General features: G+C 74.4%; 13 protein-coding genes. 5 read left to right on the top strand and 8 right to left on the bottom strand.

Annotated elements, in window-relative coordinates; genetic code table 11:
• Positions 1 to 37: 37 nt before the first annotated feature.
• The 3 genes from alaS to ECOMGDLI_RS30095 all read right to left on the bottom strand — a co-directional run bounded on the left by alaS (position 38) and on the right by ECOMGDLI_RS30095 (position 3,469).
• Positions 38 to 2,716 carry an alanine--tRNA ligase gene (alaS, locus tag ECOMGDLI_RS30105; RefSeq protein WP_088320515.1) on the bottom strand — a complete coding sequence of 893 codons (2,679 nt, stop codon included), beginning with the start codon at positions 2,714 to 2,716 and terminating at the stop codon, positions 38 to 40.
• Positions 2,717 to 2,813: 97 nt separating this feature from the next.
• The gene (locus tag ECOMGDLI_RS30100) at positions 2,814 to 3,092 is read right to left on the bottom strand and encodes a hypothetical protein (RefSeq protein WP_198950665.1); all 279 of its coding nucleotides are present in this window, start codon (positions 3,090 to 3,092) and stop codon (positions 2,814 to 2,816) included.
• A gap of 5 nt (positions 3,093 to 3,097) precedes the next feature.
• On the bottom strand, positions 3,098 to 3,469 hold the full coding sequence (locus ECOMGDLI_RS30095) for a DUF948 domain-containing protein (RefSeq protein ID WP_088289315.1): 372 nt from the start codon (positions 3,467 to 3,469) through the stop codon (positions 3,098 to 3,100).
• Positions 3,470 to 3,627: 158 nt separating this feature from the next.
• Here ECOMGDLI_RS30095 and ECOMGDLI_RS30090 point away from each other — a divergent pair, with 158 nt between their 5' ends.
• On the top strand, positions 3,628 to 4,080 hold the full coding sequence (locus ECOMGDLI_RS30090; RefSeq protein WP_158221214.1) for an N-acetyltransferase: 453 nt from the start codon (positions 3,628 to 3,630) through the stop codon (positions 4,078 to 4,080).
• 20 nt (positions 4,081 to 4,100) lie between these two features.
• Here the strand turns inward: ECOMGDLI_RS30090 and ECOMGDLI_RS30085 are convergent, their stop codons facing one another.
• Positions 4,101 to 5,465, bottom strand: a complete 1,365-nt coding sequence (locus ECOMGDLI_RS30085) for a replication-associated recombination protein A (RefSeq protein ID WP_088320513.1) — start codon at positions 5,463 to 5,465, stop codon at positions 4,101 to 4,103.
• Between the two features lie 18 nt (positions 5,466 to 5,483).
• On the opposite strand from ECOMGDLI_RS30085, the gene ECOMGDLI_RS30080 reads away from it, so the two are divergent.
• The 3 genes from ECOMGDLI_RS30080 (at position 5,484) to ECOMGDLI_RS30070 (ending at position 9,746) form a co-directional block, all read left to right on the top strand.
• The gene (locus tag ECOMGDLI_RS30080; RefSeq protein WP_088320512.1) at positions 5,484 to 7,820 is read left to right on the top strand and encodes an MMPL family transporter; all 2,337 of its coding nucleotides are present in this window, start codon (positions 5,484 to 5,486) and stop codon (positions 7,818 to 7,820) included.
• On the top strand, positions 7,780 to 8,583 hold the full coding sequence (locus ECOMGDLI_RS30075; RefSeq protein ID WP_158221213.1) for a GNAT family N-acetyltransferase: 804 nt from the start codon (positions 7,780 to 7,782) through the stop codon (positions 8,581 to 8,583). The genes ECOMGDLI_RS30080 and ECOMGDLI_RS30075 overlap by 41 nt, the downstream gene beginning before the upstream one ends.
• Before the next feature lie 110 nt (positions 8,584 to 8,693).
• Positions 8,694 to 9,746: a metallophosphoesterase family protein gene (locus tag ECOMGDLI_RS30070; protein WP_088320510.1), complete on the top strand. Its 1,053-nt coding sequence runs from the start codon at positions 8,694 to 8,696 to the stop codon at positions 9,744 to 9,746.
• A gap of 85 nt (positions 9,747 to 9,831) precedes the next feature.
• Here ECOMGDLI_RS30070 and ECOMGDLI_RS30065 read toward each other — a convergent pair whose 3' ends face one another.
• The 3 genes from ECOMGDLI_RS30065 to ECOMGDLI_RS30055 form a co-directional block, all read right to left on the bottom strand.
• The gene (locus tag ECOMGDLI_RS30065) at positions 9,832 to 10,911 is read right to left on the bottom strand and encodes an IS110 family transposase (protein ID WP_088320509.1); all 1,080 of its coding nucleotides are present in this window, start codon (positions 10,909 to 10,911) and stop codon (positions 9,832 to 9,834) included.
• Positions 10,912 to 11,157: 246 nt separating this feature from the next.
• Complete coding sequence (aspS, locus tag ECOMGDLI_RS30060) at positions 11,158 to 12,957, bottom strand: aspartate--tRNA ligase (RefSeq protein WP_088320508.1); 1,800 nt, start codon at positions 12,955 to 12,957, stop codon at positions 11,158 to 11,160.
• 81 nt (positions 12,958 to 13,038) lie between these two features.
• Positions 13,039 to 14,031, bottom strand: a complete 993-nt coding sequence (locus tag ECOMGDLI_RS30055) for an aldo/keto reductase (protein WP_088320507.1) — start codon at positions 14,029 to 14,031, stop codon at positions 13,039 to 13,041.
• Between the two features lie 94 nt (positions 14,032 to 14,125).
• On the opposite strand from ECOMGDLI_RS30055, the gene ECOMGDLI_RS30050 reads away from it, so the two are divergent.
• On the top strand, positions 14,126 to 14,380 hold the full coding sequence (locus ECOMGDLI_RS30050) for a hypothetical protein (protein ID WP_088320506.1): 255 nt from the start codon (positions 14,126 to 14,128) through the stop codon (positions 14,378 to 14,380).
• Between the two features lie 21 nt (positions 14,381 to 14,401).
• On the opposite strand, the gene ECOMGDLI_RS35030 is transcribed toward ECOMGDLI_RS30050, so the two are convergent.
• The coding region (locus tag ECOMGDLI_RS35030) for a hypothetical protein (RefSeq protein WP_088320505.1) at positions 14,402 to 15,809 on the bottom strand (1,408 nt) is incomplete at its 5' end.

Genomic DNA, 15,809 nt, shown 5'->3' with positions numbered 1-15,809 from the left:
CGTACGCCGCGGCGCACGTCCCCGCCGGCCTCCCCGGTCAGCGCCCCGCCGTGACGCGCTCGCCCACGGCGTGCTCGAGCCGGGTCAGCGCCTCAGCGACCCGCGCCGGGTCGGTGCCGCCGCCCTGGGCGACGTCCGGCTTGCCGCCGCCGCCACCGCCGAGCACCCCGGCCGCGACCTTGACGAGGTCACCGGCCGCGACGCCCCAGCGCCGGGCCTCCTCGTTCGTCGCCGCGACGACGACCGGGCGGCCCTTGGTGACGCCGCCGACGGCGACGACGGCCGGCCGGTCGGCGGGCATCCGGCCGCGCACGTCGAGCGCGAGGGTGCGCAGGTCGTCCGCGGTCGCCTCGCCCGCGTCGTGGGTGACGACGCCGACCCCGAAGACGTCGACCGGCTTGGCCGCGAGCGAGCCCGCGACCGCGAGCACCTGCCCGGCCCGGATCTGGTCGATCTCCTTCTGCGCGTCACGCAGCTGGGCGACGAGGGCCGCGACCCGGTCGGGCAGCTCCTCGGGGCGAACCTTGAGCACGTCGGTGAGCTGCGAGACGAGGACGTGCTCGCGTGCCGACCAGGCGTACGCGTCGGCACCGACGAGCGCCTCGACCCGGCGGACGCCGGAGCCGATCGAGCCCTCGCCGAGCAGCCGGACGACGCCGAGCTGGCCCGAGCGCCGGGCGTGCGTGCCGCCGCAGAGCTCACGGGCCCAGTCGCCGACCGAGATGACGCGCACCTGGTCGCCGTACTTCTCGCCGAACAGCGCCATCGCGCCGGCGGCGCGGGCCTGCTCCTGGCTCATGATCTCCGCGTGCACCTCGAGGTCGCCGATGAGCAGCGCGTTGACCCGGGCCTCGACGTCGCGCAGGGCGCTCGCCGGGAGCCCGGTCGGGGACTGGAAGTCGAACCGGAACCGGCCCGGCGAGTTCTCCGACCCCGCCTGGGTCGCGGTGTCGCCGAGCGCCTCGCGGATCGCCTTGTGCACCATGTGGGTCGCGGTGTGCGAGCGGCTGATCGCCTTGCGCCGCTCGACGTCGACGATGCCCTGCGCCTCGGAGCCGACCCGGACCTCGCCGGAGACGACCCGGGCCCGGTGGACGACGATGCCGGTGATCGGGGACTGCACGTCCTCGACCTCGAGGACCGCGCCGTCCACCTCGATCCGGCCGGCGTCGGCGAGCTGGCCGCCGCCCTCGGCGTAGAACGGCGTCCGGTCGAGGACGACCTCGACCTTGGTGCCCTCCGTCGCCGACTGCGCGGCGACCCCGTCGACGACGAGCCCGGCGACCCGGCCGACCGAGACGACCTCGTCGTAGCCGGTGAACTCGACCGAGCGGCCGATCGAGTCCGCGATCGCGCGGTAGCTCGACAGGTCGGTGTGGCCGGTCTTCTTCGCCTTGGCGTCGGCCTTGGCCCGGTCCCGCTGCTCGGCCATGAGCCGGCGGAACTCGGTCTCGTCGACCGCGAGGCCCTGCTCGCCGGCCATCTCGAGGGTGAGGTCGATCGGGAAGCCGTACGTGTCGTGGAGCTGGAAGGCCTGCGCGCCGGACAGCGTCGCGCCGCCGCCCGCCTTGGTCTTCTCCACGGCGACGTCGAGGATCGTCGTCCCGGCGGTGAGGGTGCGCCGGAAGGCGTCCTCCTCGGCGTCGACGATCGAGCGGATCCGGTTGAAGCCGCTCTCGAGCTCGGGGTACGAGGCCTTCATCCGGTCCTTGCTCACCGTCGTGAGGTCGGCGAGCACCGGGTCCTCGACGCCGAGCAGACGCACCGAGCGCACGACGCGGCGCAGGATCCGGCGCAGCACGTAGCCGCCGGCCTCGTTGGACGGCGTCGCGCCGTCCCCGATGAGCATGAGGCCGCTGCGGACGTGGTCGGCGACGACCCGCATCCGGACGTCGTCCTCGTGGTTCGCGCCGTAGCGCCGGCCCGAGAGCTCCTCGACCCGCTTGATGACAGGGAAGATCTCGTCGATCTCGTACATGTTGTCGACGCCCTGGAGCAGGTACGCGACGCGCTCCAGCCCCATGCCGGTGTCGATGTTCTTCGCGGGCAGGTCACCGCGGATGTCGAAGTCGACCTTCGTGCGGACCGCCGACAGCTCGGACTGCATGAAGACGAGGTTCCAGATCTCGAGGTAGCGGTCCTCGTCGACGACGGGGCCGCCGTCCTTGCCGTACTCCGGGCCGCGGTCGACGTAGATCTCGCTGCACGGGCCGCCGGGACCCGGCACGCCCATGTGCCAGTAGTTGTCCGCGAGGCCGCGGCGCTGGATCCGCTCGTCGGGCAGGCCCGCGATCTTCTTCCAGAGGTCGATCGCCTCGTCGTCGTCCTGGTAGACGGTGACCCAGATCTTGTCCGGGTCGAAGCCGTAGTAGCCCTCGGCCTGCGAGCCCGTGACGAGCTGCCAGGCGAGCTCGATGGCCCCGGCCTTGAAGTAGTCGCCGAACGAGAAGTTCCCGTTCATCTGGAAGAACGTGCCGTGCCGCGTGGTCTTGCCGACCTCTTCGATGTCGAGGGTCCGCACGCACTTCTGCACGCTCGTCGCGCGCGGGTACGGCGGGGTCTCCTGGCCGAGGAAGTACGGCTTGAAGGGCACCATGCCGGCGTTGACGAACAGCAGCGTCGGGTCGTCGTAGAGCAGCGGCGCGCTCGGCACCACGGTGTGCCCGTGGGACTCGAAGAAGCGCAGCCAGCGACGGCGGATCTCAGCCGTCTCCATCTCGGGGCCTCCGGTCGTGTTCGTGTGGCTCGGTGGTGCTCGTCGGGTGGGTCTCGTCTCGTGCGTGGTGCTCGCGCGCCGTCCGTGGCGCGGTGGGTCAGCGGTCGCCCCGGCCCCGGGTCGGGTTCTCCAGCAGCGCCCGGGCCTCGTCCTGCGTGATGACCCCGGAGTCGACGCCGAGGGCGACGCGCAGCTCCTGCTCCCGCTCGTCCATCGCCTCCCGGACGACGTCCGCGGCGTCCCGGACGGCGTCCGCGAGGTTCGACAGCGAGCGCCCGACGCCCTCCGGAGAGTACTGGTCGACGGTCTTCGTCAGCTTGCGCACCACGAGGACGCCGGCCGTGGCGCCGAGCGCGATCCAGAACAGCCGCTTCATCGCGCTCAGCCCTTCCGGCGGGAGCGGCCCGAGGAGCGGCCGTTCATCGCCTGCCGGACGCCGTAGCTGAAGGCGGCGACCTTGACGACGGGCGAGCCGAGGGTGGCCGCGAAGAGCGCGGTGAGCGCCGAGACGTTCGTCGACACCTGCGCCACGTTGTCGGTGATCGAGTCGACCTTGACGAGCTGGGCGTTCGTGCTCGCGACCGTCGTCGTCACCTCGGACAGCAGCGGGACGGTGCCGTCGGAGATGCCGCGGACCGTCACGCGGGTCTCCTCGAGCACCTTGCCCAGCTTGACGAGCGGGTAGGCGAGGAAGCCGACGAGCAGCACGAACGCGAGGGCCGCGATGAGCCCTGCGACGTCGCCGAGGGACATGCGTTGCTCCCCTGTGCGGTGTTCTGGACCGGCACGCGGGCCGGACGGACGGGACGCCCGCACGTCGTCCGCAGGCGCGGTCCGGACGGCGTTCGGGCTATCCGGTGACCTTATCGCCTCCTTCGTGCACTGCTCGGCACGGGCGTACGCTCCCGCGCGTGGAGGCTGTGCCGCAGGTCAGACGCCTCACGGACGACGAGGTGCCCCGGGTGCTCGAGGTGCTCGACCTCTCCCGGCTCTCCCCCGGCGCGACGACGTCCCTGACCGGGTTCTACGTCGTCGCCTGGGACGGCGACGCGCCGCTCGGGCACGCCCACCTCGCCCTCACCGACCCGCCCGAGATGCAGGACGTCCTCGTCGTCGCCGACGCCCGCGGCCGCGGCGTCGGCCGCGCCCTCGTCGAGGCGCTGCTGCGCGAGACGCGTGCGCTCGGCGCCGACCGGCTCCGCCTGACGGTGAGCGAGGACAACGCGGCCGCGCGCGCCGTCTACGCGCGCCTCGGCTTCACCGACACGGGGCTGCCGCCGCACCGCGTGCACGGCACGATCCAGATCCGCAGCGGGCCGATCGAGGTCGACGACATGCTGCTGACGCTGGAGCGCCCGGTCTAGGCGCTGGCCTGGAGGACGGGTCAGCGGCGGCGGAGGATGTCGCGCAGGCGCTGCAGGCGCGTCGTCAGCTCGCGCTCGAAGCCGCGGTCGGTGGGCTGGTAGTAGTCGCGGCCGTCGACGCCGTCCGGGGCGTACTGCTGGGACGCCACACCGAGCGGCTCGTCGTGCGAGTAGACGTACCCCTTGCCGTGGCCGATCTTCTTCGCCCCGGCGTAGTGCGCGTCGCGCAGGTGCGGCGGGACCGGGCCGCCGAGGCCGGCGCGGACGTCGGCGACGGCCGCGTTGATGCCCATGTACGAGGCGTTCGACTTCGGGGCGAGCGCGAGGTGGACGACGGCCTGGGCGAGGATGATCCGCGCCTCCGGCATCCCGATCATCGCGACCGCCTGGGCCGCCGCGACGGCGGTCTGGAGCGCGCTCGGGTCGGCCATGCCGACGTCCTCGCTCGCCGCGATCATGATCCGGCGGGCGACGAACCGCGGGTCCTCCCCCGCCTCGAGCATGCGGGCGAGGTAGTGCAGGGAGGCGTCGACGTCCGAGCCCCGCATCGACTTGATGAGGGCGCTCGCGACGTCGTAGTGCTGGTCGCCCGCGCGGTCGTAGCGGACCGCGGCCCGGTCGACGGCGCGCTCGGTCGTCGCGAGCGAGACCGGCGCCGGCCGCTCGGCGGACTCGTCGAGCGCCGCGCCGGCCGCCGCCTCGAGCGCGGTGAGCGCGGCGCGGGCGTCGCCGCCGGCCATCCGGACGAGGTGCGCGCGGGCGTCGTCCTCGAGGGCGACGGCGCCGCCGAGCCCGCGGTCGTCCGCGACGGCCCGGTCGAGCAGGCCGCCGATGTCGTCGTCCGACAGCGGCCGCAGGGTGAGCAGCAGCGAGCGGGACAGCAGCGGGGACACGACGGAGAACGACGGGTTCTCCGTCGTCGCGGCGACGAGCACGACCCAGCGGTTCTCCACACCGGGCAGGAGGGCGTCCTGCTGGGCCTTGGTGAAACGGTGGATCTCGTCGAGGAACAGGACCGTCTCGCGCCGGTGCAGGTCGCGCGCGTCCCGGGCCTCCTCCATGACCCGCCGCACGTCCTTGACGCCGGCGGTCACCGCCGACAGCTCGACGAACCGGCGCCCCGTCGCCTTCGACACGACGTGCGCGAGCGTCGTCTTGCCGGTGCCCGGCGGCCCCCAGAGGATCACGGACGCCGGCCCGGCCGGCCCGGAGCCGCCCTCGGCGAGCCGGCGCAGCGGCGACCCGGCCGCGAGCAGGTGCCTCTGGCCGACGAGCTCACCGACCGACGTCGGTCGCATCCGGACGGCGAGCGGCAGCCGGACGGCGCCCGACGACACGCCGTCGTCGTCCGTGTCGTCGGGGTCCGGTGAGAACAGGTCGGTCACGCCTGCCACGCTATCGACGTGCTGCACGCTCTCGGACGTCTCATCGCCCGCAAGGCCCGCTGGTTCCTCGTGGCGTGGCTCGTGGCCGTCGTCGCCGGGTTCGGCGCGGCCTCCGGCGCCTTCGGGAACGAGGCCCTCTTCGACCGGCTCCAGGCGGGCGACGCCCCGCAGGTCCCGGGCGAGAGCACGACCGGCCGGGAGCTGCTCGCGGCCTCCGACACGACCGGCACGGTGCTCCAGCTCCTCGTCGACGACACGGACCCGCAGGACCCGGCGCTGCGCGGGCTCGTCACCGGGGCCCGCCCGGGCCTGGCGGCCATCGACCACGTGCAGTCCGTCGTCGACCCGTACCTCGGGCCGGCCGGGACCCCCTCGCCGCTCGTGTCGACCGACGGGCGGGCGTTCCTCGTCGTCGTCACCCTCGCCCCGGACCTCACCCGCAGCGTCCAGCGGACGACGCTCGACATCGTCACGCAGCGCCTCGACGCGCTCGGCGCCCAGGTCACCGCCGCGGCCCCCGGGGCCACGACGACCGTCGGCGGCGTCCAGACGCTCGTCGACGAGATCAACGGCAAGGTCGGCAGCGACCTGCGCAAGGGCGAGACGATCGCGCTGCCGCTCAGCCTTCTCGTCATGGTGCTCGTGTTCGGCGGCCTGCTCGCCGCCGGGCTGCCCATCGTCGGCGCGATCGCCTCGATCGGCGGCGGCCTGGCGACGCTGCTCGGCTTCTCGTACGTCATCGACCTCGACTCCAGCGTGCCGAGCGTCGTGAGCGTCCTGGGCCTGGGCCTGTGCATCGACTACGGGCTGCTCCTCGTGAGCCGCTACCGCGAGGAGCTGCGCCGGCTGCACGCCCGCGACGGTCTCGGCCCCGACGAGAGCCCCGGTGCGGCGGCGCTCGAGGGCGCCCTCGAGCACACCCTCGGCACGGCGGGCCGGACGATCCTCTTCAGCGGCATCACGGTCGCGGTGAGCCTGGCCGGGCTGCTCCTCATGAACGCGTCGATCCTGCGGGCCGTCGGCGCGGCCGGGGTCAGCGTCGTCGTCGTCGCGCTCCTCGTCGCGCTCACGCTCGTGCCCGCGCTCGTCGCGGTCTCCGGGGACCGGCTCATCCGGCCCGGGGTCGTGCACCGGGTCCCGCTGCTCGACCGGCTGGCCCGCAGGCTCGGTGACGTCGCCCCGGCCGAGGGCGCCTTCTCCCGGCTCGCCCGCCGCGTGCAGCGCCGTCCGCTCGTCGTCATCCTCGCCGTCGCCGCCGTGCTCGTCGTCGCCGCCGTGCCCGTGCTGTCGATGCGCCTGGTGTCCAGCGGCGTGAAGATGCTCCCGCCCGACTCCGCGCAGCGCGTGCTCTTCGAGACCGTCGAGACCCGGTTCGGCGCGCTCAGCGAGGCCGCCGTCGTCGTCGTCGCCCCGGGCCGCCCCGCGGCGGACCTCGACGCCTGGGCCGCGCAGCGCGGCGTCGCCGACCTGCCCGGTGTCGCGTCCGTCGACCCGGCCCGGATCCAGGGCACGGGGGCCGACGCCGTCGCCGTGCTCGGGATCCGGACGGCGGACGACGCGCAGTCCGACACCGCCCGCGCCGTCGTCGAGCGGGTCCGCGACGTCCGCCCCGGGTTCACGTCGTACGTCACGGGCGAGGCCGCCAACGTGGCCGACTTCACCGACGGGATCGTCGCTCGCGCGCCGTACGCCGTCGGCGTCGTCGCGCTCGCGACGTTCGTGCTGCTCTTCCTCATGACCGGCTCGGTCCTCGTGCCGCTCAAGGCGCTCGTGATGAACGTCGTCTCGCTCGGCGCGTCGTTCGGCGTCCTCGTCTGGGTCTTCCAGGAGGGGCACCTGGAGTCGCTGCTCGGCTTCTCCTCCGCGGGCGGCATCGACACGACGATCCCGGCGCTGGCGCTCGCCTTCGCGTTCGGGCTGTCGATGGACTACGAGGTCTTCCTGCTGTCGCGGATCAAGGAGTTCCGCGACCTCGGCCTCGACAACGACGCCGCGGTGCTCAACGGCCTGCAGCGCTCGGGCCGGATCATCACGTCGGCGGCGCTCATCATCGTCGTCGTCTTCGCCGGCTTCGTCGCCGGCGACCTGCTCATCATCAAGCAGATCGGGGTCGCCCTCGCCGTGGCGGTCGCCGTCGACGCCACGCTCGTGCGGATGCTCCTCGTGCCCGCGACGATGACCCTGCTCGGCGAGTGGAACTGGTGGGCACCGCAACCGCTGCGCCGCCTGCACGACCGGTTCGGCCTGCGCGAGGCCGCGGAAGACCTCGAGGTGGATGCGTATGGGCTCGCCGACTCCCCCGCGGGTCGCACCGGTGCCGGCCGGCACGTGGCCGCCCCCGACGCACCGGCCTGAGCCCCGCCCCGGCGTCGCCGCCTGGCTGCGCTGGGGCGTCGCGCAGCCCGAGCCCGGCTGTGCCTGGCACGACCCGGTCTCCGGGGTCGTCGCGCTCGTCCGGCACCGCCGGGCCTACGGCACCGGCCTCGTCGTCGTCGACCCCGCCGGCGACCCCGGCACCGCCGACGCGGTGGTGGACGTCGTCCGGCACGTCGGCGGCGAGAGCGGCGCCGACTTCGTGACCGTCGAGCGCGGGCCCTGGGCGCGGGCCCTCGCCGACGCGTTCCCCGCCCTGTCCGCCCCCGCCGAGTGGGACTGGATGTGGACGACGTCGGCCCCGCCCGCCGTCCCCGCGGAGGACCAGGTCGTGCCGCTCCGCGCGGACGACCACGCCGCGATCACGGCGCTGCTCGCGGCCGAGAGCCCGCGGCACAGCGCCGAGCCCGGGGAGGCGGCCGTCCGCGGCTGGCTCGGGGTCCGCGCCCCGGACGGCGCCCTGATCGCCTGCGGGGCGGACTACGAGGCCGTCCCCGGGGTGCCGCTGCTCGCCTCGATCGCCGTCGCGACCACCGCCCGTGGTCAAGGGCTCGGGGCCGCCGTCACCGCCCGGCTCACCCGGGACGCCCTCGCCGCCGGCGCAGCAGCGGTGACCATCGACCTCTACGCGGACAACCCCGCCGCCCGCCGCCTCTACGAGCGGCTCGGCTACCGGATGGCGCTGCACCTCGCGTCGTCCCGGTTCGCCGACGGGCCCGGGCCCGCGGAGGACTCGGCGCGCTAGCTAGCGGGCCGGGGAGGGTTCATCCGGCGTGCGTCGCAGCGGTCGGTCCCGTTCACCGGGCGCCGCCAGCATCGGCGACGTCCCGGACCCGACCGAAGGGCGCCTCCCCCATGGCCCGCACCGCACGCACCCGTCGTCTCACCGCCGCCGTCGGCGCCGTCGTCGCCACCGTCGCCCTGGCCGGCGGTTCGGTCGCCACCGCCTCCGCGGCCCGTGCCGACGACGCCCCCTACACGTTCGCCGTGATCGGCGACATCCCGTACGGCGACCCCGCCCTGGCCGCGTTCCCCGCGAACGTCGCGCAGATCAACGCCGATCGCCGGGTACGTTTCGTCGCGCACCTCGGGGACATCAAGAGCGGCTCGTCGGTGTGCAGCGACGCGTACTACGCGACCGTCCGCGATGGCTTCGACGCGTTCACCAGGCCGCTCGTCTACACGCCCGGCGACAACGAGTGGACCGACTGCCACCGCCCGAACAACGGCGCCTACAACCCGTTGGAGCGGCTCGCGAAGATCCGCGAGGTGTTCGTCCCGGTGCCCGGGCGCACCCTCGGCCGGACGGCCATGAAGGTCCGGTCCCAGGCGAGGGCCGGGGTCCCGGAGAACGTCTCGTTCGAGCGGGCGGACGTCGCCTTCGCGGCCGTCCACGTCGTCGGCAGCAACAACGGCCTCCTGCCGTGGACCGGCAGCACGACCGCCACCCCGGAGCAGCTCGCCGAGGAGAAGGCCCGCACGGCGGCCGGGATCGCCCTGGTCAAGGAGACGTTCCGGCGGGCGAGGGATGAGCGTGACCAGGCCGTCGTCCTCATGATGCAGGCGGACATGTTCGACCGCACGACCCCGCAGGTCGACCTCGCCTTCGGCGCGTTCCGGCCGGTCGTGCAGACGATCGCCGCCGAGGCCCTGAAGTACGGCAAGCCGGTCTACCTGCTCAACGGCGACAGCCACGTCTTCACCGACGACAACCCGCTCGACGGGACGACGGCCTCCCCGATCGGGCTCGCGACGACCTGGACCGCGTTCTACGGGGTGCCCCCGGTGCCGAACCTCTCGCGGGTCACCGTCGACGGCTCGAACAACGCGACGAACTACCTGCGGGTGACGATCGACGAGGACGCGCCCGAGCCGCTCTCCTGGGTCAAGGTGCCCTTCACGGGCTGACCACCGGTCGTGCCGCATGACGAAGGCCCCCGCCACCGGCGGGGGCCTTCGCTCGTGAGGGTGCCGCGGACGCTCCTATGGTTCGTCAAGCCGGTGATGGTGCTTCGAGTTGGCGGTAGAGCTGTCGGGCGATGTACCGCTTGAGGCAGCGCTTGATCTCGCGGTCGGTCTTGCCCTGGGCTCGGCGGCGGTCGGCGTAGGCGCGGGTGGCGGGGTCGTACTGCAGGCGGCTGAGCGTGATGGTGTGCAGGGCTCGGTTGAGCTGGCGGTCCCCGGACCGGTTGAGCCGGTGCCGGACGGTCTTGCCGGAGGACGCCGGGATGGGTGCGGCGCCGGCGAGCATCGCGAACGCGGCGTCGCTGCGGCAGCGGCCCGGGTGGGACCAGGCGGTCAGGACCGCGGCAGCAACGATCGGGCCGACCCCGCGCAGGGCGAGCAGGTCGGGGCGCCAGCACCGGACCAGGGCCAGGATCGCCTTCTCGTGCGCGGCCGCCTCGCCCTCCAGGAACCGAATCCGGGCCGCCAACATCTTCAGCACCCGCAACGCGGCCAGCACCTCCGGATCGGTGCTTGCGGTCCGCGTGCTTGCTCGAGCCGCGGTGGATGCCTGCGGGCGGAGCCGCTCCGCGACGGTGATCATCGCCCGGGTGGTCCGGCCTCGGAACCGGGCCCGGACCGGCTCCGGCGCGGTGACGACCAGGGCGTGGAGCTGACGTTGGGCGTCGCCGGCGGCCTCGACCGCGGCCCGGCGGGCTGTGCAGTGCATCTGCAGCGCGGCCCTTTCCGGGCCGGTCTTGGGCTGGGCCAACTGGGTCCGGGCCAGCGCGTCCCGGGCAGCGCGTTCGGCGTCGATCGGGTCGGACTTCGCTCCCGCCTTGCGGGCCGGGCGGACCGGCCGGTCCAGCTCGACGACCAGCTCGCCCAGGCCGGCCAAGTGTCGGGCCAGTCCGGCGCCGTACCCGCCGGAGCCTTCCATCGCCCACGCCCGCAGACCTGAGTGCCGCTCGGCGAGCGTGACGAGCTCGGCGTAGCCGTCCGGATCGGTGGTGACGGTGACCCGGTCCAGGACCGCGCCGGTCCGGGCGTCGAGGACCGCGGCGGTGTGGGTGTGCTTGTGGGTGTCGACGCCGATGACGACCTCGACCAGTTCTGCCAGCATGGACATGCGTTCTCCTTCGCAGACGGGACGCGAGGTCCGGTCCGGTCTGGAGATGGCAGGACTGTGACGGGACACGCCGGCGGCTACCGGCGGTCAAGCTCCTGATCAGGCCAACGTCTCCGGCCGGGCCGGTACCGACCACGGCAGCCGGACAAGTCCGCGCCAAGGCATCACGCCAGTCAGCCGAAGAGTCACAGCCGCCGTGGTCGGCGTCAGCCCATCACCGAGGAACTGACGAGGCAACCCTCACAGTCAGCCGACCGGCACGGCGGCCGGAGCCGACGCGCCGTCCTTCTGCGCAGGCTTCGCGTCGACGCCCGCCTCCTTGCGCTGCTCGGGCGTGATCGGCGCGGGCGCCCCGGTGAGCGGGTCGTAGCCGCCGCCGGACTTCGGGAACGCGATGACGTCGCGGATCGACTCGGCGCCCGCGAGGAGCATGACGATCCGGTCCCAGCCGAACGCGATGCCGCCGTGCGGCGGGGCGCCGAACTTGAAGGCCTCCAGGAGGAAGCCGAACTTCTCCTGGGCCTGCTCGGGCGTGATGCCCATGAGCGCGAAGACCCGCTCCTGGACGTCCCGTCGGTGGATACGGATCGAGCCGCCACCGATCTCGTTGCCGTTGCAGACGATGTCGTAGGCGTAGGCGAGCGCGTTGCCGGGGTCGGACTCGAAGGTGTCGAGCCACTCCGGCTTCGGCGAGGTGAACGCGTGGTGCACCGCCGTCCAGGCCCCCGCCCCGACGGCGACGTCGCCGCTCTCGACGGCCTTCGCGCTCGGCTCGAACAGCGGCGCGTCGACGACCCAGAGGAACGACCACGCCGACTCGTCGACGATCCCGACGCGGCGGCCGACCTCGAGCCGGACGGCGCCGAGCAGCGCGCGGGACGGCGCGACCTCGCCGGCGGCGAAGAAGACGCAGTCGCCCGGCGTCGCGCCGACGTGCGCCGCGATCCCCGCGCGCTCGTCGTCCGAGAGGTTCTTGGCAACCGGGCCGCCGAGCTCGCCGTCCTCGCCGACGAGCACGTACGCGAGGCCGCGCGCGCCGCGCTGCTTGGCCCAGTCCTGCCACGCGTCGAGGGTCTTGCGCGGCTGGGACGCCCCGCCGGGCATGACGACCGCGCCGACGTACGGCGCCTGGAAGACCCGGAACCCGGTGCCGGAGAAGTACTCCGTGCACTCGACGAGCTCGAGGCCGAAGCGCAGGTCGGGCTTGTCGCTGCCGTAGCGGCGCATCGCGTCGGCGTACGTCATCCGCGGCAGCGGCAGCGTGACCTCGTGGCCGATGAGCTTCCACAGCGCGGCGAGGACGTCCTCGGCGAGGGCGATGACGTCGTCCTCCTCGACGAACGACATCTCGATGTCGAGCTGGGTGAACTCCGGCTGCCGGTCGGCGCGGAAGTCCTCGTCCCGGTAGCAGCGGGCGATCTGGTAGTACCGCTCCATCCCGGCGACCATGAGCAGCTGCTTGAACAGCTGCGGGCTCTGCGGCAGCGCGTACCAGGAGCCGGGCGCGAGCCGGGCCGGGACGACGAAGTCGCGGGCACCCTCGGGCGTGGACCGGGTCAGGGTCGGGGTCTCGATCTCGACGAAGTCGTGGCGGGCGAGCACCTCGCGGGCCGCCGCGTTGACCTTGCTGCGCAGCCGCAGGGCCGCTCCGGGGGCCGGGCGGCGCAGGTCGAGGTAGCGGTAGCGCAGCCGCGCCTCCTCGCCGACCTCGACGTGCTCGTCGATCTGGAACGGCAGCGGAGCGGCCTCGTTGAGGACCTCGACGTCCTTGGCGACGACCTCGACCGCCCCGGTCGGCAGGTTCTCGTTCTCGTTCCCCTCGGGCCGGGCGGACACCTCGCCCGTGACGCGCAGGCAGTACTCGTTGCGCAGGCCGTGGGCGACGGTCTCGTCCCGGACGACGACCTGGGCGACGCCCGAGGCGTCCCGCAGGTCGAGGAACGCGACGCCGCCGTGGTCCCGGCGCCGGGACACCCAGCCGGCGAGGGTGACGGTCTGGCCGACGTGGTCGGCACGCAGGGTGCCGGCCTCATGGGTGCGGAGCACGGTGGTCCTTCCGGAGGGTTCTCGTTCGGTGCGCCCGTCGATCCTACGGGCCGGGGCGGGCCGCGCCGGTCACCCCCGGCCTCACCACCGGTCGTGGACGTGGCTGCGGACCCGCGCGTCGTAGATCCCGCGGACGGCGTCCAGCGCGGCCGCGTCGAGCGGGGCCAGGTCGGCCGCGGCCGCGTTGGCCCGGGCCTGATCGGCGTTGCGGGCGCCGGGGATGACGACGCTCACGCCGGGCTGGTCGACGATCCAGCGCAGCGCGAACGCCGCGGTGGTGGCGCCGGCCGGGGCGAGCGCCGCGACCTCGCGGGCCGCGGCCACGCCGACGTCGAACGGGACGCCGCTGAACGTCTCGCCGACGTCGAAGGCCTCGCCGTGCCGGTTGTAGGTGCGGTGGTCGTCGGCCCCGAACGTCGTCGTCTCGTCGTACTTGCCGGAGAGCAGCCCGCTCGCGAGCGGGACCCGGGCGATGATCCCGACCCCGGCCGCCCGCGCCGCGGGCAGCACCCGCTCGAGCGGCTTGAGCCGGAACGCGTTGAGGATGATCTGGACCGTCGCGACGTTCGGCCGGGCGATGGCGGTGAGCGCCTCGTCGCACGTCTCGACGGAGACGCCGTACGCGGCGAGGGTGCCGTCGGCGACGAGGGCGTCGAGGGCGTCGTAGACCGCGTCGGAGGAGTAGACCGGGGTCGGCGGGCAGTGCAGCTGGACGAGGTCGAGGGTGTCGACGCCGAGGTTCGTGCGGCTGCGGTCGGCCCAGGCGCGGAAGTTGGCGGCCGAGTACTCGTCGGGCACGTGCGGGTTCGCCCGCCGGCCCATCTTCGTCGCCACGGTGACGCGCTCCGCGACGTCGGGGCGCTCGCGGAGGAAGGCGCCGATGAGCGTCTCGCTGCGCCCGTCGCCGTAGACGTCGGCTGTGTCGAGGAAGGTCACCCCGGACTCCACGGCCGCCTCGAGGACGGCGACCGCGTCCTTCTCCTCGACCTGCCCCCAGTCCGCCCCCAGCTGCCAGCAGCCGAGCCCGACGACCCCTACCTGTCGGCCCGTCCGGCCGAGCGCACGCGTCTCCACGGGGCCAGCGTAGGGACGGCCCCTCAAGCCGCCCGTCGTGGGGGTCGATGGTCCGGTGACGGCGCCACCCGGGCGCCGGCGGAGGGACGAGGTCATGTCGAGCACGGACGCGCCGCCCCTCGCCGGACCGGGACCTGCCGCCCTGCTGCCCGGGGTCCCGCTCGTCCCGCTGCCCGCGGGCCGGACCGAGAGCGCCCGGGTCGCGCTCGCGCGGGCGCGGCTGCGCGGCGTCCCCGCACCGGACGTCGTCGTCTTCGTCGCCGCCTGCCCGGGCTGCGGCCGGGACGTCGAGTGGCACGAGGAGCGCGAGGACACCCGTCTGCGGGTGACGATCGCCTGCGACTGCTGAGCCCTCCGCCGTGCTGCGGCGTCAGGCGACCGGCCCGACGGTGACGTCGTCGAACCACACCGAGCCGGTCACGCCCGAGGCCTTGAGGTAGACGACGACGGTCCGGGCCCCCTTCGGCGCGGTGCCCGTCACCGACAGCGTCCGCCACGCCGTCCCGCGCCGCGCCGTCGCCGACTGCGGACCGCCGACGAACGCGCCCGACGCGTCGTGCCAGCCGAGCGCCACGGTCACCGCGCCGCTGCCGGGCAGCCGGACCTTCGCCGTCGCCCGCACCCGCCCGCCGGCCCGGACGTCGACCGGCACGAGCCGGAACAGGTTCGGCACCGCGAGCGGGTCCCCGGACGTATCCGAGATCCGCCCGCTGCCGGCCGCGGCCGCACCGACGCCGGCGTCGCGGCCGTACGTCGCCGCCTCCGGCCGGTCGACCCGCCAGCCCGGCGGCAGCCCGTCGGTCGAGGACCTCGAGAACGTGTCGGTGAGCCCGGCCGGCGGTCTGCCGCTCCACCAGGCGCGGACCACGCCGGCCGCCGGCCGCAGCGTCCCGTCGAGGCGGCGCAGCCCGAACGTGTACTCGTGCGGCGCATCGCGCTCGGTGTGCCCGGGGATCGCCGTCGGCGCGAGGTCGGTGAGCATCCACACCCCGATCGGGACGCCGCGGTCGCGCCCGGCCCGCAGAACGGCGTCGAACCACACCGCCTGGAGCGCCTCGTGGTGGGCCCGCCCGCGTGCGGTGTCCGTCGGGTAGCGCATCGAGTGGCCGGCCTCGCCGACGAGCAGCGGCAGCCCGCCCGCCGCGGTCCTCGCCCGGCCGAGCCACGCGTACGCGCTCGAGGCCTCCCCGTAGTAGTGGATGTCGGCGACGTCGAGCAGCCCGGGCAGGGCGGTGACGAGCCGGCGCAGGGCGTCCGGCCCGGCGGTCGAGCTCACCGAGACGGTCCTCGGCACCCCGGGCAGCGCCGTCCGGACGACGGGCAGCAGCGCCCGCAGGAAGGCCGTGGTCCGGGCGTCGCCGGGGTCGACCTCGTTGAGCAGCTCGACGAGGGCGACCCGGGAGTCGCCGCGGTACGGCGCCGTGACGGCCCGCACCCACGTGGTGCTCCGGGCGACCTGGTCGGTGCGGCCGAACCAGTCGAAGAGGGTGAGCTGCACCCGCAGGCCGTGCTTCGCGGCGAGGTCGACGTACTGCGCGAGCCGGGCCGTCATGACCGGCTCGGGCGTCGGCCAGCCGAAGGTGTCGGGGATGACGCTGACCCGCACGGTGTTGCCGCCGAGGGCCGCGACCGCGGCGAGGTCGCGGTCGAGAAGGTCGGGGCGCCAGTTCGTCCACAGCCCCGGCCAGGCGTCGGTCGCCGGCTGGTAGTTGACGAGGTGCATCCCGGCGAGCAGGGCCTTCGTGCCGGGGCGCGGGTCGCCCGGGGGGTGGCCCCGG

Source organism: Kineosporia sp. R_H_3, from assembly GCF_002198675.1.
Taxonomy (GTDB): Bacteria; Actinomycetota; Actinomycetes; order Actinomycetales; family Kineosporiaceae; genus R-H-3.
This window is presented reverse-complemented; position numbering and strand designations above follow the sequence as displayed.

Coding starts and splice junctions, on each gene's coding strand:
- alaS (WP_088320515.1), bottom strand. CDS start 2,716: ATGGAGACGGCTGAGATCCGCCGTCGCTGGCTGCGCTTCTTCGAGTCC.
- ECOMGDLI_RS30100 (WP_198950665.1), bottom strand. CDS start 3,092: ATGAAGCGGCTGTTCTGGATCGCGCTCGGCGCCACGGCCGGCGTCCTC.
- ECOMGDLI_RS30095 (WP_088289315.1), bottom strand. CDS start 3,469: ATGTCCCTCGGCGACGTCGCAGGGCTCATCGCGGCCCTCGCGTTCGTG.
- ECOMGDLI_RS30070 (WP_088320510.1), top strand. CDS start 8,694: ATGGCCCGCACCGCACGCACCCGTCGTCTCACCGCCGCCGTCGGCGCC.
- ECOMGDLI_RS30065 (WP_088320509.1), bottom strand. CDS start 10,911: ATGTCCATGCTGGCAGAACTGGTCGAGGTCGTCATCGGCGTCGACACC.
- ECOMGDLI_RS30050 (WP_088320506.1), top strand. CDS start 14,126: ATGTCGAGCACGGACGCGCCGCCCCTCGCCGGACCGGGACCTGCCGCC.